At 49.5% G+C, this 20925-nt stretch carries 17 protein-coding genes; 5 read left to right on the forward strand and 12 right to left on the reverse strand.

Annotation, left to right across the window (positions count from 1 at the left end; translation table 11 throughout):
- Positions 1-210 precede the first annotated feature (210 nt).
- Entirely contained in the window at positions 211-1011 is an 801-nt protein-coding gene (locus tag JTN23_RS09685) for a murein L,D-transpeptidase catalytic domain family protein (protein WP_247234340.1), read from the forward strand.
- Here JTN23_RS09685 and JTN23_RS09690 read toward each other — a convergent pair.
- The 5 genes from JTN23_RS09690 to JTN23_RS09710 all read right to left on the reverse strand — a co-directional run bounded on the left by JTN23_RS09690 (position 966) and on the right by JTN23_RS09710 (position 6866).
- Positions 966-2150: a L,D-transpeptidase family protein gene (locus JTN23_RS09690; protein ID WP_247234342.1), complete on the reverse strand. Its 1185-nt coding sequence runs from the start codon at positions 2148-2150 to the stop codon at positions 966-968. The two genes, JTN23_RS09685 and JTN23_RS09690, sit on opposite strands and share 46 nt — an antisense overlap.
- Before the next feature lie 195 nt (positions 2151-2345).
- On the reverse strand, positions 2346-3515 hold the full coding sequence (locus tag JTN23_RS09695) for a L,D-transpeptidase family protein (RefSeq protein WP_247234344.1): 1170 nt from the start codon (positions 3513-3515) through the stop codon (positions 2346-2348).
- 69 nt (positions 3516-3584) lie between these two features.
- Positions 3585-5759, reverse strand: coding sequence for a DUF5916 domain-containing protein (locus JTN23_RS09700; RefSeq protein ID WP_247234346.1), 2175 nt, complete (start codon positions 5757-5759; stop codon positions 3585-3587).
- A 169-nt stretch (positions 5760-5928) separates the two neighbouring features.
- On the reverse strand, positions 5929-6426 hold the full coding sequence (locus tag JTN23_RS09705; RefSeq protein WP_247234348.1) for a peptide deformylase: 498 nt from the start codon (positions 6424-6426) through the stop codon (positions 5929-5931).
- Positions 6427-6572: 146 nt separating this feature from the next.
- Positions 6573-6866, reverse strand: a complete 294-nt coding sequence (locus tag JTN23_RS09710) for a DUF3817 domain-containing protein (RefSeq protein WP_247234350.1) — start codon at positions 6864-6866, stop codon at positions 6573-6575.
- 181 nt (positions 6867-7047) lie between these two features.
- Between JTN23_RS09710 and JTN23_RS09715 the strand changes: the two genes are divergently transcribed.
- Positions 7048-8328, forward strand: coding sequence for an acetyl-CoA hydrolase/transferase family protein (locus JTN23_RS09715; protein ID WP_247234352.1), 1281 nt, complete (start codon positions 7048-7050; stop codon positions 8326-8328).
- Positions 8329-8399: 71 nt separating this feature from the next.
- Here the strand turns inward: JTN23_RS09715 and JTN23_RS09720 are convergent, their stop codons facing one another.
- Positions 8400-9863, reverse strand: a complete 1464-nt coding sequence (locus JTN23_RS09720; RefSeq protein ID WP_247234354.1) for a M20 family peptidase — start codon at positions 9861-9863, stop codon at positions 8400-8402.
- A gap of 87 nt (positions 9864-9950) precedes the next feature.
- On the opposite strand from JTN23_RS09720, the gene JTN23_RS09725 reads away from it, so the two are divergent.
- Positions 9951-10340 carry a VOC family protein gene (locus tag JTN23_RS09725; protein ID WP_247234356.1) on the forward strand — a complete coding sequence of 130 codons (390 nt, stop codon included), beginning with the start codon at positions 9951-9953 and terminating at the stop codon, positions 10338-10340.
- Here the strand turns inward: JTN23_RS09725 and JTN23_RS09730 are convergent.
- A complete protein-coding gene (locus tag JTN23_RS09730; RefSeq protein WP_247234358.1) occupies positions 10337-11149 on the reverse strand; it encodes a sugar phosphate isomerase/epimerase family protein in 813 nt (270 codons plus the stop codon). The two genes, JTN23_RS09725 and JTN23_RS09730, sit on opposite strands and share 4 nt — an antisense overlap.
- 260 nt (positions 11150-11409) lie before the next feature.
- Here JTN23_RS09730 and JTN23_RS09735 point away from each other — a divergent pair, with 260 nt between their 5' ends.
- Together JTN23_RS09735 and JTN23_RS09740 are read left to right on the forward strand one after the other, a co-directional pair.
- On the forward strand, positions 11410-12315 hold the full coding sequence (locus JTN23_RS09735; protein WP_247234360.1) for an ABC transporter ATP-binding protein: 906 nt from the start codon (positions 11410-11412) through the stop codon (positions 12313-12315).
- Positions 12312-15962 (forward strand): ABC transporter permease/M1 family aminopeptidase, encoded by a 3651-nt coding sequence (locus JTN23_RS09740; protein ID WP_247234362.1) that lies wholly within the window; start codon positions 12312-12314, stop codon positions 15960-15962. Before JTN23_RS09735 ends, JTN23_RS09740 begins: the two co-directional genes overlap by 4 nt.
- Positions 15963-16120: 158 nt before the next feature.
- Here JTN23_RS09740 and ccsA (JTN23_RS09745) read toward each other — a convergent pair whose 3' ends face one another.
- The 5 genes from ccsA (JTN23_RS09745) to JTN23_RS09765 are packed head-to-tail and all read right to left on the reverse strand — an operon-like array spanning position 16121 to position 20836.
- Entirely contained in the window at positions 16121-18724 is a 2604-nt protein-coding gene (gene ccsA / locus JTN23_RS09745) for a cytochrome c biogenesis protein CcsA (RefSeq protein WP_247234364.1), read from the reverse strand.
- Positions 18721-19155, reverse strand: a complete 435-nt coding sequence (locus tag JTN23_RS09750; protein WP_247234366.1) for a cytochrome c maturation protein CcmE domain-containing protein — start codon at positions 19153-19155, stop codon at positions 18721-18723. The genes ccsA (JTN23_RS09745) and JTN23_RS09750 overlap by 4 nt, the downstream gene beginning before the upstream one ends.
- 59 nt (positions 19156-19214) lie before the next feature.
- Positions 19215-19445: a CcmD family protein gene (locus JTN23_RS09755; RefSeq protein WP_262918493.1), complete on the reverse strand. Its 231-nt coding sequence runs from the start codon at positions 19443-19445 to the stop codon at positions 19215-19217.
- 32 nt (positions 19446-19477) lie between these two features.
- Complete coding sequence (gene ccsA, locus JTN23_RS09760; protein WP_247234368.1) at positions 19478-20140, reverse strand: cytochrome c biogenesis protein CcsA; 663 nt, start codon at positions 20138-20140, stop codon at positions 19478-19480.
- Between the two features lie 33 nt (positions 20141-20173).
- On the reverse strand, positions 20174-20836 hold the full coding sequence (locus JTN23_RS09765; protein ID WP_247234370.1) for a heme exporter protein CcmB: 663 nt from the start codon (positions 20834-20836) through the stop codon (positions 20174-20176).
- Positions 20837-20925 lie beyond the last annotated feature (89 nt).

The following is a 20925-nucleotide window of genomic DNA, read 5'->3' on the forward strand; positions in this document are numbered from 1 at the left end:
CGTGTTGACTAGATGTATCTGCTTATTTACTGCTATTAATTTCCTTTATTTCAGTACATTAGACGTATTACTAATCATGTATAATGAGTAATAGCTGTTAAAATCAGCTAAAAGTTCAGGTGACTGGGCAAGCTCATGGGGAAAATTACGTTAAGGAAAAAAAGTAACAGGTATAATCAGTAATAACTAATCATCTTAAATCCTCTGTAAATGAAGAAGGCTTCGGTAGTGCTGGTGATGGCCGTAATAACTCTTGCTGTGTTGTTTGGCTTCAGAAACGTAAATTCAACTCCTCCCTCCCTTACAACGGATAGTATACCCTTCCCACAAGTAGATTCGATGGTCGTAGTACCAGAAGCTGAAGCCCGTCCTGAATGGAGTTTGCTTTATGAATCACTTGAACTAGGCAAATTAGGTTTATCAAAAGAAACCTTTCATTATGCCTGGGTTGGATTCAAGAAAATGAATCTTCGCAAACCTATCATTGCTATTGCTGATTTCAGCCAGTCATCCCGCAATAAGCGTCTGTATATTATTGATATGGCTTCCGGCAAGCTTCTCTATAATACTCATGTAGCCCATGGACGTAATTCAGGTATTGAATACGCCAAGAGCTTCTCCAACGAAAACTCTTCCTATCAGTCCAGCCTGGGCTTCTACCGCACCTTAGGTACTTATCAGGGAAAGCACGGCCTTTCACTACGTCTTGAGGGGCTGGAAAAAGGCATCAATGATCGGGCTCTGGAGCGGGCTATCGTAATGCACGGTGCCGAGTACGTGAGCGAAGATATTATCCGCCGCACGGGTCGTTTGGGCCGTAGCCTGGGCTGCCCCGCCATCTCGATGGCCGATCATCAGAAAATAATCGGACTTCTGAACGGCGGAGCAGGGCTGTTTCTTTACTATCCTGATAATAAGTATCTGAGCTCTTCCAATCTGCTGGCTGGTATGGATCAGATCAGTGATCAGGTAGTGGGCCGTCTTTCCCAGCCGTATACATCTTCAAAGTAAACCAGCTGACCGGCCTCATTTACGTCGGCTCCCAGATACAGCAGGAATACCGGTACCCTTTTGTTAAGCTTGTGGTGCTTAGGCGGATGGTTTTCTTTGGGATCTTCCAGGAACTCATTTTCCAGTAGTCGTTCGCCCGCCATAAAGTTGGCCAGCTCGGCCGGATGTTGTACCCTTACACATCCATGGCTTCTCCACCGTTGGTCCTTAGCAAAAAGGTACCGCGCATTTGTATCGTGCAGGTATATGGCAAGCGGATTCTCAATGTCTACTTTCAGAAGCCCGAGTGAGTTGTCTTCACCCGTATCCTGACGGAACCGGTAGGGGAAGTCAGATTCACTCATACCCGACCAATCTATCTCGTACGGATCTATCCGTTCTCCTTTGCTGTTGATTACCTCAAACTTATTTCTTTCCAGGAACGATACATCGCTTTGCACTTTGGGAAGTATCTCTTTGGTAGCTATACTTTGAGGTACATTCCAGTATGGGTACGTAATTACCTGCGTAGCGTAGGTATCTATGGATGGTGTAGGAGTATCTTTTTTACCGGCAATCACCCGCATATTCAGTACATCCTTACCCGTCGAATCCATACCTTTCAGATAAGCTCCCCGCGTATTCACCAGAACCAAACGCTCGGCTCCGTTGGCTTGGCGGTGCATCCAGCGATAGGCATTAAGTGATTCGGCTACAATGGCAGCACTATCCGTTTTATTCTCTTTTCTAAGTCGCTGGTAGTGCTCTTTTAGTCGCTGATACGATGTGAACTGAGGCTCCAGAGAAGCCATTACTTCTTCAACAGGATCACCATTAACCAGACTACGAAGTACATTACGGATACGAGCCGAGTCGGGCTCATTAGCTTTGACCATGTACTTGATGTACGTAGGTTTATGACCAAATCCAATCTCTTCCAGCAAACCTAGCACAGGAGCGTTTGCTACTTTATAGCCATACTTGGTACTATCCAGTCCTACGCTCTTGGCGTAGTTAAGTATTTTTTCATATTGCTTCCGCTCACTGAGTTCCTGTACCAGCTCTTCGTCAGTCATATCATCCGGACTAGTGAACTTACAGGCAGCTACAGTAAGCAGCAATATGCTATACAGGCCTATGGCCTTTATGATCGGTTTCATAGTAGTAGAGTATATGTTTCTTACTACTACTATTTAAATTGTTATGCTAATAGAAGCGTATATCCGCTGTAATGCCGTAAATGCCCTCAAAAGAGCCATTTACGGCAGTATTGGTAAAATTGCCTGAACATCATTAGGTATCTTGATGCGGAAAATAGTATACAATATGCTACTGAAGACTGTGTATTTATGCTCCTACAGAATCCAGTCGTACACGTTGGGGTGCCACCTCAGGTTGCCCTGCTGATCCAGGTCTACCGTCTGATACAGGATAAACACCGGGAAAGGGCGGGGGAGCTTTAGGGTACCTGGCTTGGCATCAATCAGGCATTTGTTAAGGAAGTCATTATCAATATAGGTTTTTTCAAGCATCAGGTTGGCCAGCTCGGCGGGCTTTTGTAACCTGATACACCCATGACTGAGCCACCTGTTCTTCTGGGCAAAGAGCCCTCGGGCGTTGGTGTCGTGCAGGTAGATCGAGAATGGGTTTTCAAGGTTAAACTTCACCACCCCCAGGGCGTTGTCACAACCCGTTGATTGCCGGAAGCGGTAGGTAAATGTCTTGGAATTCATAGCAGCCCAGTTGATCTTTGCCGGGGCCACCTCCCGTCCCTCCTGATCAATGACCTGTAGCTTATTTCGTTCCAGATAGCCCGGGTCCTTTTTGATCCTGGGGAGCATTTCGCCGAGGGCTATACTACGGGGTACATTCCAATAAGGATACAGCGTAATAGTAGAGCAGTACGTAGCCATGAAAGGCGTCTGACTACCCTTCTTCCCTACGATAACCCGCATCCGGAGGAGCTCCTCTCCCTGCGGGTTCACTACAAACAGCTCCGCTGCCGGAACATTGACCAGCACAAAGGGAGCATCAGTAAACCGCTGGATCCAGCGGTAATGATTAAGTGTAGTCTGCAGGGCAGCCACACTATCGGCTTTGTCTTCCCGGCGCAGCCGCTGGTAGTGGCTCAGTAGTTGAAGGTACTTGTTAGGGATGGGGATGAACTCAGACAGGGCCTGCTGGATGGAGGCTGATCCGGGAACGAGCAGGAGATTCAACACCCGCTGGATACCTGCGGAGTCAATGCGCTCGGTGAGGGCCAGGTGCGAAAGATAGCGGGGACGCTGCCCGTACCGAAGCTGGTGTAGTAGGGAGTACAAGGTATCTGAGCCAACAGGTACCCGCAGGCTGGATACATCAACACCCATGGAATCGGCATAGGATAGCACCTGCCGGGTGATGTGTTGGCGATAGGTAGCCTGTGATGGGCCACCAATAGATGAAAAGCCAGTCCGGCTTTGAGCTAAAACCGGACTGACTATCAGAATGCTTATAAAGCTAAGTGTCAGGAGTGCTTTTGTCATAGTGCACGCAAGGTACCTATGAACAGGTAGGTGCACTATGACAAACCTACGTGTGAAGTATGACGGATGTCAGACATTCCACCAGTAGGTGAATTTCAGGACCAGGGCGCGGGTCTTCACCATAAAGTTTTCGGGCAGGTAGTTGTCGGTGTATACCACAAACAGGTCCGAAGCTGGCTTGTACCGCCACTGCAGACGGGTGTTGAGGTTGACGTTATCGGCCTGATTGTTGTACTGCAGGAAGGTAGTCAGGAACAGGTTATTGCGGAAGGTTACATCCACCCGTGGTCCCACCAGCCAGAACTCCGTACGGTTCCAGGGAGCCGGCATCCGTATATCGTTATAGGTACTACGGAGGGCAATGGCCACGTAAGGCTGGAAGCGGTACCCTAGTTCGGTATTGAAGTTGGTACGTGTTCCATTGGCGTAGTATCCACCAAAGCGCCCGCTTACGGCGTAGGTAAAGAGATTCTGCGGGCCCGATACGACGTCAAAGCCTGCCGACCGCCACCGGTGCTCCGTACCCGTAGCCAGCCTCTCTTTTCCGAAGTTGGTCGGGTCAAAAGGACTCAGCAGGCGTACATAGTTGGTAGCTGTCCAGACGGATGCGGTACCCCGGTTTCTGAAGTTAACGTTATATACCAGCACCATCTCATTATCGCTGAGCTGCCGCTGCTTATCCCAGTACGTGGTGTTAATGAATCGTGGACCGTGGCTGATTATTTTGGGAGATTTGATAAAGAACAGGTACCCGATCATCGGATTGATCTTGTAATACCCATCCCGGGCGGCGTTAGGTACGTAGCCTACTTCGGCATTATAGTTGGATCCTACGTACTCGTGCTGCCACTGCCAGAAGAAATTAGCCTTGTTGAAGTTCAGGTTAGCTGCGTGAGCAAAATCGTCACCTTTTACACCCGGACTGAATGATTTAAGGAACATTATTTTACCGGCCCACAGGTCATTGGCGGAGGCGAGGTTAAATTCCCCCCCGATGTTTCGGTTATACCGGCTATGATTTTGATGGATTTCGGAGTTAAAATTGGTGGCTTCTTTATTTACCGCCATGAACCGGAAGTTGGAACGAGCCAATACCTGGCGCTGCAGGGCAACAACCGCGTAGTTGTTGCTGGGCTGATCATCCTGTGCCGCGGTCTGGACGTCCAGGAGGCCCAGGCGCCAGTTTTTATCCAGTTTTCCGCTAAGCCGTGAGCCAAACAGGATAGGTACCCCCAACCCTATACGCCGCGAAAAGAAGGGACGGATGGTGGAGTAGCCAAAGTTGGCAAAGAGGTCAGCGTTTTCGAGAAAGAATTGCCGGCGTTCCGGAAAGAACAGCTCAAAACGATCCAGGTTGGTTTGCTGTACGTCCACGTCCACCTGCGAAAAGTCCGGGTTCACCGTCAGGTCGAGGTTCATGGAAGGAGTGATCCCGATCTTGACATCACCTCCAACGTCCAGAGAGCGTCCCATGGCATTGTCGCGGCGGAAGTCACGGTTGAACCGGGTAGCTACGTAGGGTATGATGGAGATATTGGGGCCGGGGCTTGGCGGTGGCTGGTCCCATACCAGCACCCCTGTATAAGCCAGTGAAGCTGAGGCAAGCTGACGGGGTACAGGAGCCCAGGCCGATTTCTCGGCAATGCTCAGGTCCAGGCGGCTGAAGTTAACACCCCACTCCATAATACCGGGCTTGTAACGGATACTTTTGAAGGGAATGGCGGCCTCCCATATCCACTTTTCGTCGTCATTTTTAACAACTGTAAACCAGCGGTTTTCCCAGCTCAGATCTACCGCTCCTCCGTCGTGCTGCTGTCCGTCCCACTGCGCTCCTACGGCATTGGCTCCAAACGAGAAACCGTTGGTACGGTCGTTGAAGGTGTCCATGAACAGCAGGAAGTTATCGTTCTTGCCGAAGTTAAAATCCCGCTTCAGCGACTCTACGATTAACGTACCCGGAATTGGCTTATAATTTACGACCAGGATGTACAGATTCTGCTTATCGTAGGCCATGCGTACGTCCGTACGGGCGCGGGAGTAGCTGGTATCCATGGGCTGGATCATGTAGAAGTTACTGGCTACTTCGGCCGACTGCCAGGCCTCTTCGTCCATCACACCGTCTATCTTGATAGCAGATGTGGCGGCATGAATGTGGTACTTGTAATTTTCGTTAGGTTTTTGGGCCAGAACGGGCCGGATTAGCGACAGAGCTAACAGGAATAGGGGTAGTAAACGTTGCTGCACTTTTCTGATGGAATTCTAATAAAACTAATTGAAAAGCAAAGCTCGGAAGAAATGGCCTATACTCCTAACGCTATAAAACAATTAGGTGACAAAAAGCCATTTTACAAAATATAGTATTAGTTTTTGATAATTTTAACGTGTAAAAGAAAACTATACAGGGTGGAGACTACTATTTGGGAGTGGGGCGCCAGCGGTACGATTTTTCATCCATAGCCCGCATCGTACATAGTATTCCGTCGAGGTGGTCGTACTCGTGCTGGAGCAGCTCCGACAGGTCATCGCTCAGGTCCCACTCCTGTACCTGCCAGTCCCGGTCATAAAAGCGGATGCGAATCTGCTGGTGTCGCTGCAGGCGAACCAGCAGATTTGGCAAACTCATGCAATCATCCCACAGCTCCATCATTTCTTCACTTTTATATACCAGTTCCGGATTGATGAATACAGTGGGCTGATCGTTGATATTCATATAGATGAGCCTCTTCATATACCCCAGCTGAGGAGCTGCTATAGCGCGTCCGGCCCGGTACTTCGCCCTAAACTCCATGAGTGTATTATGCAGATCAGCAACTATGGTATCAATCAGTTCCTGATCTTCCGGTTGCAGGGGTTCACACACTTCGTACAACCGGGCATCGCCCAGCAGCAGAATATCCTTGAGGCCTTTCATGGGGATTGAGTGATTTAGGGAATGAGTGGTTGAGTGAATAGACGTTCAATCTTATTGTCGAATGTCGATGGCTGACTTTCGAATGTAGGAGATATCTATCTCAGACTATTCACTCAATCACAAAACCACTCATTCACAATTAGATTCTACCTAAACCACTTGGCGTCGGCGTAGAACGTACCAAAGGGCAGGAGAGAGGCTATCAGAGCCAGTGCCGTTTTCTTCCACGACCAGCCCAGTTCATAAGCTACCTGAGCGACCAGTAGTACATACATCACAAACAGGATTCCGTGTGCCATACCGGTGATACGTACCGCTTCGGGTTGTCCGGCCATGTATTTGAGGGGCATCGCAATGCCCAAAAGTACCAGGTAAGATATACCTTCCAGAAAGCCAACTATGCGTAAACGACCGAGGGAGGTTTTGATCAGATCAATCATGTGAATAGTAAAATATGGGTTGAGACTACAAATATAACCCCTGATCAGCGAAAATAAATCCGGCGGATGACACTCCGGAACATGATTTTACTCATAGTCTGCCTGGTACTTAATGGACTACTTGCGGCATGATCTTTTTTGGGTATTTCACAACTTTTATCTGACCAATCAGAACACGACTATGCAGGACTTTACTAGTGCCGAAGAGGCCGTCAAATTGATAAAAAGCAACGATAAGGTTTTCATTCAGGCCGCTGCCGCTACACCTACGCCTCTGATCCAGGCACTGGCTGCCCGTAAAGATGAGTTGCGGGATGTCCAAACCATTCATTTGCACATGGAGGGACCTATGCCTATCGCTGATCCTGAGTGTAAGGATGCTTTTCATCCCAATGCGCTATTTATAGGGAGCAACCTACGGCAAGCGGTGGCCGAGGGACGAGCCAGTTACATACCCGTGTTTCTGAGCGAAGCCCCGCTCCTGTTTCGCCGGGGTATCTGGCCGCTGGATGTGGCACTGGTGCATGTTTCTCCACCTGATTTGCATGGCTACTGTTCATTGGGCGTATCGGTGGATGTAACAAAGGCTGCCGTCGAAACCGCCCGGTATGTGATAGGTATGGTTAATCCGCTCATGCCGCGTACCCACGGCGACGCTCAGGTACACGTGAGCCGGTTTAGTGCCTTGTACTACGAAGAACGCCCCCTGCTCGGGCATGAACCCAAGCAACCCACTGATATAGAGATGGCCATTGGCCGCAATGTGGCGAGTCTGGTGGAGGATGGGGCTACCCTGCAGGTAGGTATTGGGGGTATACCTAATGCTACCCTTAGCTGCCTGACCAACCATAAAAACCTGGGACTGCATACGGAGATGTTTTCGGACGGAGTAATAGACCTGGTGGAGAGGGGGATCATCAACGGTGCCATGAAGAAGAAGTACCGGGGCCGGATGGTGTCTACATTCCTGATCGGAAGTCGTCGCCTGTATGATTTCGTACACGACAACCCCATGCTGGCTATGCTGGAGGCCAGCTATACCAACGATACCGCTGTTATACGATCTAACCCTAAGGTAACGGCTATCAACAGTGCTATTGAGATAGACCTGACCGGGCAGGTAAGCGCCGATTCCATTGGTACGCGATTGTACTCGGGCGTAGGCGGTCAGATGGACTTTATCCGGGGGGCATCGCTGTCGGAGGGAGGAAAAGCTATTATAGCCCTTCCTTCAGCTACTACCCGTGGGGAGTCCAAAATAGTACCACTGCTCAAGACAGGTGCGGGCGTAGTAACTACGCGGGCGCACGTCAACTACGTGGTGACGGAGTACGGAGTAGCCAGTCTGTTTGGTCAAAGTCTGCGTCAGCGGGCCCGGGCCCTGATCAATATCGCTCACCCCGACCACCGCGAGGAGCTGGAGAGAGCCGCTTTTGATCGATTCAAGAATATCAACGCATAATAAGGCCCGGAACAGGTCAGGCTGTACAGTCTATTATACTGTACAGCCTGGCCATTGATCTTACCAGAAAATTACTTGGCTACGTTACGGATCAGCGTAGCGTAGAAGCGGATCATTTCCTTGAAGGTAGTAGCTTCGATGCGCTCATTGGTACCATGTACACGCTCAAGATCCTGGTCGTTGAGCTGGTAAGGGGTAAAGCGGTACACGTTGTTACTTACGTTGCGGAAATACCGGGCATCCGTAGCCCCTACAACCAGGTAGGGGGTGACGACTACGTCAGGATAGCAGCTTCGTATGGTACGGTGCAGCAACTGGAAAGCCTCGGCATCGGGTGACGAAACCGGCGAAGGCTCCGTGTCAAATTCGCCCAACGTTCTGACGGATACCTCCGGATCATCAATGGCTTGTCTGACATGCTCTAGTACTCCCTTCACTGAGTCACCGGGTAAGATCCGGAAGTTGATGATAGCGGTGGCATCAATGGGAAGTACGTTGTCCTTGATGCCGGCTTTCAGAATAGTCGGGGCAATGGTGGTTTGTATACTGGCAGCACCGGCATTGGTGTCAGTAAAAATAGAGATCAGCACGGGCTCCAGCAGCCATCGGTTGGCAATGGCAAGCTTCTGTCCGAAGGGCATCTCAGGCCCCAGGTACTCAAGCATTTTTCCTACGGTACCTTTTAGAGAAGATTTAAAGGGGTGCTGCTGCAGTTTATTCAGCGCGGAGGCAAGTACATTGATGCTGGTTTTCTGGGGAGGCATGGAGGAGTGTCCGCCTTCTCCGCGGGCAGTGAGCTCGAGGCTGGTGTACCCCTTTTCAGCAATACCCACCAGGGCTACCGGGGCTTTAAGCCCGGCTACTCCGTCCGTTTTGATAGTACCTCCTTCATCTAATACCAGTTCCAGCTGTACGCCCCGTTTCTCAAGCGTAGAGGCTATGGCCCTACCACCCTGATTCCCATTTATTTCTTCGTCGTGACCAAAGGCCAGGTAAACCGTGCGGGTAGGGGTGTAACCGGTACTCAGGAGGTATTCTACGGCTTCCAGTACACCTATGACGGTACTCTTATCATCCAATGTACCCCGTCCATATACAAAGCCATCTTCTATCACGCCTTTGAAGGGCGGTTTTTTCCACATGCGCTCCGTGCCCTGTATGACCGGTACTACATCATAGTGCCCCATCAGGAGCATGGGCTTCAGGCCCGTATTACTACCTTTCCACTGGTACAGCAGCCCGAAGTCGTTGATCCGCTCTAGTGTAAGCTTTGCATGGATTTGCGGATACGTAGCGGCCAGGAAGGACAGAAATGCCTGGAACTGGGTACTATCAGTAAGCGAGGCATCCTGATACGAAACCGTCCGGAACTGAATAGAGCGGCTAAGGTGATTGATGGCCGAGTCGCTCACCGCTATGGGTGGGGCAGGGGGTACATCTTTAAGCTGTTTTGACTCAAAAGTGTATGTATTCCAAAGCAGAACACTTATTACTAGCAGCAGGGCCAGACCCAGGCCTACTAAAACTTTACGCATGAAGGATGTACTGATTTTGATTATACTAAAAAAAGATTTTTACTTTGGTTGCTTGCTACCAAAATTTATACCACCTATTTCACTACTATGCGACTGGAACACATTGCCCTCTACACCCGCCAGCTGGAAGTACTCCGCGACTTTTATATGAAGTACTTTCAGGCAACTTCCAACGATAAATACATAAATCCGGCAAAAGGTTTTGAATCATACTTTCTGAGCTTTGACGGAGGGGCCCGCCTGGAGATTATGCAGAAGCAAAGTGTGCCCGATTATGCGGGTGAGTTGGGCGCCGAATACACCGGTCTTACACACATGGCTATGCAGATAGGTACTAGAGAAGCGGTAGACAGCCTCACTGAGCAGCTACGGGCCGACGGATATCGGGTGGTAGGAGAGCCCCGCACGACCGGTGACGGCTACTACGAAAGCGTGGTGCTGGACCCCGATGGCAACCGGATCGAGATTACGGCTTAGTCACCATTGTATCGTTTGCTTAACAACTCTTTCATGTACAGGTTGATGTCCCACTGGCTGGCTACAGGCAGGTTGGTGTAGGGCAGGGTGGGTAGGTACCCCGGCGCCGGCCCAAACTCGCAGGTAATGGTGAGCGTGTCGGTGCCTTTCTGCCGGTGCATTTCTAGTATCGCGTCCCACCAGGTCAGGTGTACGTCCAGAGCCTCCTGCCACTCCGGTGCCCGCGGATCATTGACCTGTGGTCCCTGCGGGTGGCCCACCCGGCTATGAATAAGATCGGTACGTTGGATAGCCCGCTGTACATTCTCCGCCTGATCATTCAGATAGGATTCGGCTACATTGACCCAGTGCGAAAAATCAGCCGTAAGGCGTAAATCCGGAAAGGCTTCTAAGTAAGGCTGCATAGCCGGAGCGCTGTATGTCAGTCGGCCTCGGTGGGTCTCGTGCAGGACCATTACGCCCGTCTGCTGCTGTACCTCCATGGCTACCTGTATCAGCTCCCCATTCTGCTCAAAGCTGTACCAGTCCTTACCAGTGTGGGAGTTGATGAGGCGGGGATGGTAAGATGCTGCCTTCTGGAGCCATGCGCGGTAGTTCTGCTTCATTTCGTCGAAGGTATCACCCATCGAAAAGGCCATCAGGATCAGGTCCAGGTCATGCTCTTTGACGGCCTGGGCAGCTTCGTCGTACTTGTTATCCCATACGGCTATTTCCATGCCGTCATAGCCGGCGGCTTTCACCCGACGGGCGGCTTCTGTGTAGCTCAGGTGTTCCATACCCCAGTAAGGGCAGTAGAATAGTATTTTCATCAATGGGTTTAGTTTAGAAGAGCTAATATAGGTATCTACCTTATAAAATTCATGTAAAGCAGGCTAGCGAGTATTTCGTGGTCCCACATCTCTCAACCATCCATCACTGAATTTCTCCTTTTAAAATTGTTTTCTACCTTTTAGCATAAGCACAGCAAGGTACCTTGTAATAAATAGTACTATACTATACATTCGTTTTAGCGGGAGGTACAATGTACCTTCTGCCACCATCTTCTTAGCTGTTGTTAAACGTATTAGCCATGGAATTAAAAATCTACAATGTCTCCAAGACCTATCCCAATGGAGTGGCAGCTCTAAAAAATGTTTCACTCAGTATTCCTAATGGTATGTACGGGTTGCTCGGTCCCAATGGAGCGGGTAAATCTACACTAATGAGGATTCTGGCCACTCTCCAGGACCCCAGTGAAGGTACCCTACACCTGGGCGATGTCGATATGCTCAACTGTAAGGATGAGGTCAGGAAAACGCTGGGGTATCTGCCCCAGGAGTTTGGTTTATATCCAAAGGCCACTGCTGAAAACCTGCTGGACTACTTTGCGGTGTTGAAAGGATTTCCGGAAAAGAGATCACGCCGGGAAGTGGTAGAATCGCTGTTGAAAAAAGTGAATCTCTGGGATGCACGCAGGCAGAAACTCGGTGGGTATTCCGGGGGAATGCGCCAGCGTTTCGGTATAGCCGTAGCGCTGCTTGGGAATCCAAAACTATTAATAGTGGATGAGCCTACCGCAGGCCTTGATCCTACTGAGCGAGTGAGATTCCTCAATCTGCTGAGTGAGCTGGGAGAAAACAGCGTGGTGCTACTCTCTACCCATATCGTGGAAGATGTATCAGAACTATGCACCAACATGGCCATCATCAACAAGGGAGAGATCCTGCTGCAGACGCAACCTTTGACAGCCATGAATGCCCTGCGTGGAAAGATATGGCGGCTGATGATAGAAAAAAGCGGACTTCCGGAGATAGAGAGGAACTACCAGGTGATCTCTACCAAACTATTCTCCGGAAAAACAGTGGTGCATGTGTACAGTGACATACAGCCGGGAAATGGATTTGATAGGGTTGAACCGGACCTGGAAGATGTATACTTCAGCACTATGACTGGCCTTATGGGAAACGACGTACGTAAACAGGAGGCAGCCCAATGATATTCCGTCAGATCTTCCGCTATGAATTCGGGTACCAGCTCAATAGCCTCTCCACCTGGATCTATTTTATCGTTGCTTTCATGTTTCCTTTCTGGTTTTCAGAAATAGTAAGGCCCAATGATGATACTGTTTACATAAACTCACCTTCCTTTCTCGTATTAGCTACCGTTTTCACCGGTGTAATTTGGCTGCTCACGGCCGGTACCATTGCCGGTCATGCAGCCGCACGGGATGTGCAGACCCGGATGTATCCGCTCCTGTATACCACATCAGTAAGCAAATGGGAGTACCTGGGAGGACGCTTCACTGCCGCATTGCTGCTGAATGCCCTGATCCACTTGGTTATTCCTGTGGGCTTTTTTCTGGGCTATTACCTACGGAAAGAGCATCCGGGTCAGGTCGGACCCTTCAGGCTGGAAGCCTTTCTTTCCACCTATTTCTATCTCTCATTGCCTCTGGCCTTTTACGTTACTGCCTGTCAGTTTTCTGTTGCAGTGGTACAGAGGAAAGCTATCGCAGCGTTACTGGCAAGTTTCCTGCTTTTTCCCATTCTGTCACAGCTCATAGGATATTCAGTAGCCACTTGGCTGGATACGCTGGAGCTATACAAATCGATGGATCTGACGGGGATGTCCGTGATCAAAGACATAGTAACCTGGACTCCGTATGAGCAGAACAACCGGTTCATTCAGCTCAGTGGTGCCCTTCTATGGAACAGGTTGATCTGGTTAGCCATAGCCATACTACTTCTTGCCTATAGTTACCACCGCTTTACGTTTACTCACCAGGCTGAAAAATCAGTCCGTAGAATAAAGAGGCAAAAGGCGGAGGCTGAAGTAGCGGTTACTAATATACCAGCACCGGATTCTGGAAGTATAGTGCTTTGGGCTCCCTCCTTTGATCGGTCGGCCCGGCTTAGCCAGCTCCTAGAGATCACTTGGTCTTCATTTCGATACATTGCCGGAAGCAAAACCGGACTTACCCTGGTTAGTTTGTTTGCGATTCATCTGGTCATTTTTGCCGGCGAATACCTGAAAGAAAAAGGGGTACCACAGTATGCCACGACCATGAACGTACTCCCGATGCTTACCGCACCCCTGACCAATATCAATACGGGTCTGGTCATCATCCCCATGCTCATCGTTTTTTTTGCGGGAGAGCTGATCTGGCGCGAGCGTGAATCCAATCTGAATAGGATTTCAGATACTATGCCCGTATCCGAATGGGGGCTTTTCCTTGGGAAGTTTTTGGGTCTGGTCCTGGTGATTGGGTTATGGATGGGATTCCTGCTGCTGGCGGGAATAGTGATACAGCTCATCAATGGTCATGCTCCAGTGGCACTGGGCGTATTCATCAAGGTTTTGTTTGGTATCCAGTTCCTGAACTACCTGCTGTTTGCTATGCTGGTGATGGCCGTGCATGCTCTGGTCAACCATAAGTACCTGGGCCATCTGGCCGTACTGATGGTGTATCTGTACATCGTCTTTTCCGAAAAGCTCGGCATTGAGCACAACCTGCTTATCTACGGTTCTGACCCGGGCTGGTCCTATACCGACATGAGAGGATTTGGTCCTTTTATAACCCCGCTGATTTGGTATAAAGCCTACTGGATCGGCTGGGCCCTACTACTGGCGGTTGTGGGAAGGCTGTTCCTGGTTCGTAACATGCCGGAAGGCGTCAGGGAAAGAGTGCAGCACCTAAAAAAACGTTTTACCCGATCTACGGCGTTAACCGCACTGGCAGGATTGGTGATTGTCCTGTTTACGGGGAGCTATATATATTATAATACTAATGTATTGAATGAGTATGTTTCGTCGGAGGAATGGATAAAGAAGCAGGCAGAATATGAAATCAATTACCGAAAGTACCTCAATAGGCCACAGCCAAGAGTTTCCGGTACAAAAGTTAAAGTTGAACTATATCCCCGGGAGAGAAAGGCCGGGATACAGGGTACTTATAAACTGGTGAATCTGACACAGGCACCAATAGATACTATCTGCCTTGATACCAAACCTGGGGTAGAAACCAGTAATATCCGATTTAACTTGCCTGCCCAGACTGTGGTGGATGACCCTTACCACGGTTTCAGTATCTATAAACTGGCAAAACCACTTCTCCCGGGAGATTCTATACAGATGGATTTTGAGGTCGCGTGGCAGTCAAAAGGATTCAAAAATAGTGGTATGGATGTGGCAGTGATCGAAAATGGTACCTACTTTATCAATTATGAGAGGCTACCGACCATTGGCTATAATCTGAATCGCGAACTCAGAACCGATCTGGATAGAAAGGAGTGGGAGTTATCCGAGTGGAAGCTACCTTCCCTGTATGATCCTGATTCCCGCCAGGTAAGGCCGGGACAGGAACTGGTTAGCTTTGAGGCTATAGTTGGCACCGACGAGGGACAGACCGCCATTGCACCCGGAAATCTGGTACGTGAATGGAAAGAAAGGGGCCGGAGCTACTTTCACTATGCTACCAGTGGTCCCATCCGGAATACATTTTCAATATTCTCTGCCCGGTATAAAAAATACGCTTCAGTATGGAAGGACACCATTTCCGGCACAAATCAGGATGTAAAGCTTTCTATCTTTTATCATCCAGAACATGCTGAAAATATTGATCGGATAACCAGGAGCGTGCAAGCCTCACTTCCTTATTTTACCAGGAAGTTTGGCCCATACCCTCACGATCATCTTACCATCATTGAACGATCCGGCCCGGATGGGTTCTTAAATGCTGAACCTACCGCCATTGACTACGGAGAACCTTTTGTCCTCCTAAATCAGAAAGGTAATCCGCAGGCACTTGATGTAGTCTTTTTTGCCATAGCTCACGAAGTGGCGCATCAGTGGTTTGGGACGGGGCAGGTTATTCCGGCTCTTTCCGAAGGAGCCCACGTCATGTCTGAGTCGCTGGCCAACTTTTCGGGTTTACAGGTGGTAGAGGAAGCCTACGGAGCCGAGCAGGTAGGGCTACTACTCCAGATGTGGAGAGATGACTATGAGGTACCCCGGATGTGGTACATGAATAGTCTGCTTCAGGCCAACGACCCGTTCCTGGGCTACCGAAAAGGAGTCATGGCCCTGTATGCGCTTACCCACTATACGCACCAGGAAGCTATAAACAATGCCCTGAGGCAGCTGGTCATCAGGCACGGATCAGGAAAGCCACCGCTGGCCAATACTCTGGACCTGTACCGGGAGCTGAAAGCAGTGACCCCCGATTCACTTCATACCTTGCTGAGCGATTATTTTGAGAAAAACCTCTACTGGCAGATGAAGACGGACCAGGTGTATGCAGAACCAATCGATGCCAAAAACTGGAAAGTGACCTTAAAAGTAAAGGCTAAAAAGTACATCATTGACAGCACGGGAGCAGACATCACGCAACCGTTGAACGACTGGATTGAGATCGGTGTTTTCGCATCGGCTGTGGCAACAGCCGAAGCTGGAGAAAAGCCGCTTTACCTTCAGAAACACAAACTAACGAAAGAAGAAACTACCATTACTGTACAGGTTTCTGAAAAGCCATCCAAGGCAGGCATTGACCCCAATTATTTGCTCTTCGATCTTTTCCTAGATGATAACCAGAAACAAGTAAAGATCGGGGTTGAAAAGACTCAGGGGAGGAAGCTTGTAAATTGATCGGGAGTCATGGACTAAGGCTTAGTGACTCAGCAGGTGTGCAGCTAAATAGCAGGGATAAGTAAGTAGATAAAGATTAATCGTATATAAACCAGAAAGCCGAAGTACCTGCGGGTACTTCGGCTTTCTGGTTTATATGAATATATAACTAACGGCTACTACACACGCTGAGGTTTCAGCTTAGGCGTTTTGGGAGCCGAAGGCTTTTGGTTCTCCTCCTTATCCCGCATCTTCACAAAATCACGGAAGCGGCGGAAGGTGGCCATGATAAAGCCTAGCATCAGTACAAACGTACCAATCCAGAGTACATTGATGAATGGCTTTTCGAGAGCCTTCATTACGATAAAGTCGCGCTGGGTGGTATTGACCGCAAACGTAAACTTACCGGTCTGTGGGTTGATCTCGTTAAACTGGATACGGAGGCCCAACTCTTCGCTTACTTCCGGCTTGCGGCCAATGGCCCGGTCACGGATAATGAACGACGGAGTAATAATGAACTCCTGCTCTTTGTCCAGTACCCGGATGATGGCCTTCACGGCGGCATCATTAGCACCAAGCGCTACGCCTTCTACTTCATCGGTACGTACCACATTGTCCAGGATCGCCACGTAGTCATTTACAAAGAAGGTATCCTTCATAGCTACCGTAAACTCCTCCGTCGGGCTCCACTGTGGCTCAGACGTTGGGTTAGTCACCATGGATACGTAGGTATACAGGTCTTTGTTGTACTTGGTCTGGATATCAGGTGATGATATGATACCTCCCATTTTAGGGTTGATCTGCACCCGGGGGAACAGGGTAAACACCTTACCCGAAGGCTCCCGGTATTCGATCTCGTAGTAGAAGTTCTCGGGGTAGATTTCGAGCGTATCGCCTTTCTGGTGGTAGGTCTTCTCATTCACTACGATATCCCGCATGGCTACGGCCCGGAAATCGTTCTCAATGATATCCACCCAATCCTTAGGGATATAGCCCGGTACATCCCGTGCCTCCACCCGAACGTCACGCCAGGTCAGGAGGTAGTCATCCATGCGCTCAGGGCGGTTACGCCAGAGGGTGATGTTCTCTTTGTTTTCCTTGTTGTCATTGGCCGTAAACTCATCCGAGCGCGAGATCATCAGGCCGGAGTTATTAATAGAAACAACCTTTGAGTAGCCGGATGAGAACAGGATACCGATCAGCATCAGGGCTACCCCGATGTGTGTAACGGCTCCGCCCGACAGGCGGTAGTTGCCCCGGATAATATCAAACAGAATGCTACCATTGGATACAACCGCAAAGATGGAAGCAGTCAGCAGTACTATGTAGGAGATGTTGTGAACTTTACCAATGGTAATCGCCGCCGCACTGATCAGCAGGGTGATCATCAAAGGAATGTACAGTACCTGCAGCTTATCCTTGCCAGCACGCTTCCACCAAAAGTACTGACCTACGCCCGTCAGGACAATGATCAGGGCGAAGAACCAAAGCTGGAACTTGTTGTAGTGAGCGATCTGATCGGCAGGTAGCGCCAGATTCAGTACCACGCCAAACGCTTCGGCTATGCTGTTATAGACCGGAATAGAGGTAGTAGCCAGAATCTGGAAGCTGGACAGACACAGTACCGTAGCACCGATAAAGATCCAGAACTCCTGTGAGTAGGTAGATACTTCTTCTTCGTCAGAAGGAAGTACCTTCCAGCGGTAGATAAGCAGACCAATGGCCGCGATGGTAAATGTAAGCAGGTACAACAGCAGCTGACCCGACAGACCCAGATCCGTAAAGGAGTGTACCGAGGCATTACCCAGGATACCACTACGCGTCATAAAGGTAGAGTACAGTACCAGGATGAAGGTAGCAATAGCCAGGATAAAGGAAGTCTTCAGAGCGGTAGCATTCTTACGACCAATGATCATGGTATGGATGGCCGCCACCAGTACCAGCCATGGAACAAATGAGGTGTTCTCGACGGGGTCCCAGTTCCAGTAGCCACCGAAGTTCAGCGTTTCGTACGCCCAGTAAGCTCCCATCAGAATACCTACGCCCAGCACCAGTGCCGAGAACAAGGCCCACGGCAGAGCCGGACGAATCCAGTCGCTGGTTTTGCGGAGCCACAGACCCGCTATGGCAAATGAGAAAGGGATCAGCGTAGAAGCGAAGCCCAGGAACAGGGTAGGCGGGTGAATCACCATCCAGTAGTTCTGGAGTAGGGGGTTCAGACCGTTACCATCCTGAGGAATAAAGTCGGGGTTCATCTTCCAGACCGGCAGGTCAGGCATAGACTCACGCAGTAACAGGAAGGGCGTAGAGCCGATTTTCAGATCTAGACCCGGAATGATAACTCCCAGGATCATGGAAGCCAGGAAAGCCTGTACTAGTGCGAACACAGTCATGACCGGAGCCTCCCATGAGCGGTTGGTGACGATCAGGACCAGACCCAGTACTACGTTCCAGAATATCCACAGCAGGAAGCTACCTTCCTGATCCTGCCAGAAACTGGATATCACAAACTCAGTAGGCAGCGACAGGGAAGAGTTGTCCCAGGCGTAGTGGTACTCAAAATAGTTGTTACCAATGATCCAGTAAAGACAGAATACTACCCCCATAACAGCGGCCGCATGTACATAGAATGTAATACGGGCAAAGCGCCGCCAGGCGCTCAGCTCATCGGGAGCGGTAGTGGTAAGGCCAGCTCTGAAGTAGGCAAACGTGGCTACCAGCGCCGACACAAAAGAAAGAATAACAAAGAAGTGGCCAAACTGGCCCACGGCGGTATGGATCATAACTTAGCGGCCTTGAATTCAGTGGTTTCGAGCTCTCCGTTTTCGTACTTGGACGGACACTTCAGTAGGATTTTCTCGGCGGCAAAGTGGTCTTTCTCCATCCGTCCGATCACCACTACCTGCTCTGATTTGTCAAAGTCCTGTGGTTTAGGGCTGAGGTAGATAACTTTTTGCTCCCGGTTATTATTATCCTGTAGCGTAAAGGCAAAGTAGTTAGGGTCTACCTCGGGCTGGTACTGCATGCCCAGGATATGCCCGCTGTTGTCTTTTTTGAGCTTACCTACTACGTGTATACTTCCGTCGTCTCCGTTAAGAGCCAGCTCTTCAGCCTGCTTGAAGTCAACGTAGGTACTGGCGTCGCCGGCCGTAGACAGGATAATACCAGCGGCAATGGCGATAATAATGAGGGCGAAAATATGGGTCTTTTTCATAATCGGGTACTACTAACAATTGGTATATTTATACACAACCTTCGGAGGAGAAACGTTCCTCAGTGGATTTTCTTTTCCAATTTGCTTATTTTACTGTCCAGTCGGACCAGGTAAAGTACTATTCCGGCAAATATCAGCGCAATTACACCTACCACTACCCATATCTTACCATCTTCACGAAGCCGGTCGGCCATTTCAATTTCCTGAGAAGCAGCCTGCTGCGCCAGGAGGTTCATACTTACTGTCAGTAACAGTACTACGGTAGCAACTAGTCTTTTTAGGGGTATCATCGTCAAAACAGGGTACTAATAAGGAGGTTTTATTAAACTTCTGATAGTTTACGGTCAAGGTTCTTAATCCGGACGCGCAGGGTTGTAATCCATACACCCAGGAGCGTCCAGCCCATAATAGCCGGATAAAATACTGGCTTCATGACATTGTCTGAGTCATAGATCTTGAATCCCGGATTACCGCCGTTGCCTGGATGCAGCGAGTCGGTGAGTCGGGGAAGGATCCAGATCAGTACATTAAAGATTACAAATGCAAATATATTATAAGTACTTGATATTCTGGCTCTCTTTTGTTCATCTTCGAAGGCTCCGCGTAGTACCAGGTAGGCAAAATACGCCAGCATGGCGATGGCCGCACTGATAATCTTGGGGTCTTTAGGTAGTGGATCACCCCAGGTAGCACTGCCCCAGAGGGCACCCGTTACGTAGCCGATCAGCCCGAAGAGGATACCCGTCTTGGCAAATTCAGCAGATTTATCGTCGTCGGTAATATTGTTACTGCGGAGGTACCTGATGGCATATACCAGAGAGGTAAAGAGGAAGATCACCATCCCAAACCACATGGTCACGTGGAAGTACAGGTTACGTACAGTTTCGTTCAGAATAGGCTGCCGGGGTACCCGTCCTACCATACCCATCACGAGCACGTAGAACAGCAGGACGACCGTCAATATTTTCCACCAGTTCTTTTTCATATTTTACTAACAAATAATTGTAACAAATTTATCCTAAGAACGCCACAAATAAGGAAATAATACCAAAGAAAGAGCGATTACAATGGCATCAATAGCCAGCAGTACCAGTATCTCGTCCTGATTAGCACTCATATCCAGATTATCCAACGCGTTCTTGGCAAGCTTTATGACCATCAGTAGCATGGGGATGATCAGAGGAAAGCTCAGGATCGCCATCAGAGCGCCGTTGTTCTCGGCCTTGGAGGCAATGGCTGCCACCAGGGTGAGGGTAGAAGCAAAGCCTATGCTTCCCAGTACAATACTGGTCAGGTACATGGGCAGACTACCCACCGGGTTGCCCATCACAAACACGTAGAACCCAAAGCCCGTAATGGAGAGGGCCATCATCAGCAGGCAGTTATAGATGATCTTGGAGGTAATAATGGCCTGTGGGCTACTCAGCGTATAGTAGTAGAGCAGCCGGCCGTACCGCTCCTGGGCAAAGCTCTTGGCAATGGCACTGACAGCCGTAAATAACAGAATAATCCAGAATAGGGTGTTCCAGACGATGGGCGTCAGGAGGTTGCGCTGAAGGTTGAAGCTTAGATAGCACACGAAGACCGTACTAACTACGTAAAGTAACATTCCGTTGAGCGCGTAACGCTGCCGCCACTCGAGGGTTATTTCTTTCCAGATGAGGGTCTTAACTTCGTTCAAGACTTTGAATAATTAGCTGACAGGTATGGGGAGCCGAAACATTTCTCTCCTGCTTTTCAATAGCTTCTATGACTTTATCAATAGGTGCT

This window comes from Telluribacter roseus (assembly GCF_017355915.2).
In the GTDB taxonomy this organism is placed as follows: Bacteria; Bacteroidota; Bacteroidia; order Cytophagales; family Spirosomataceae; genus Telluribacter.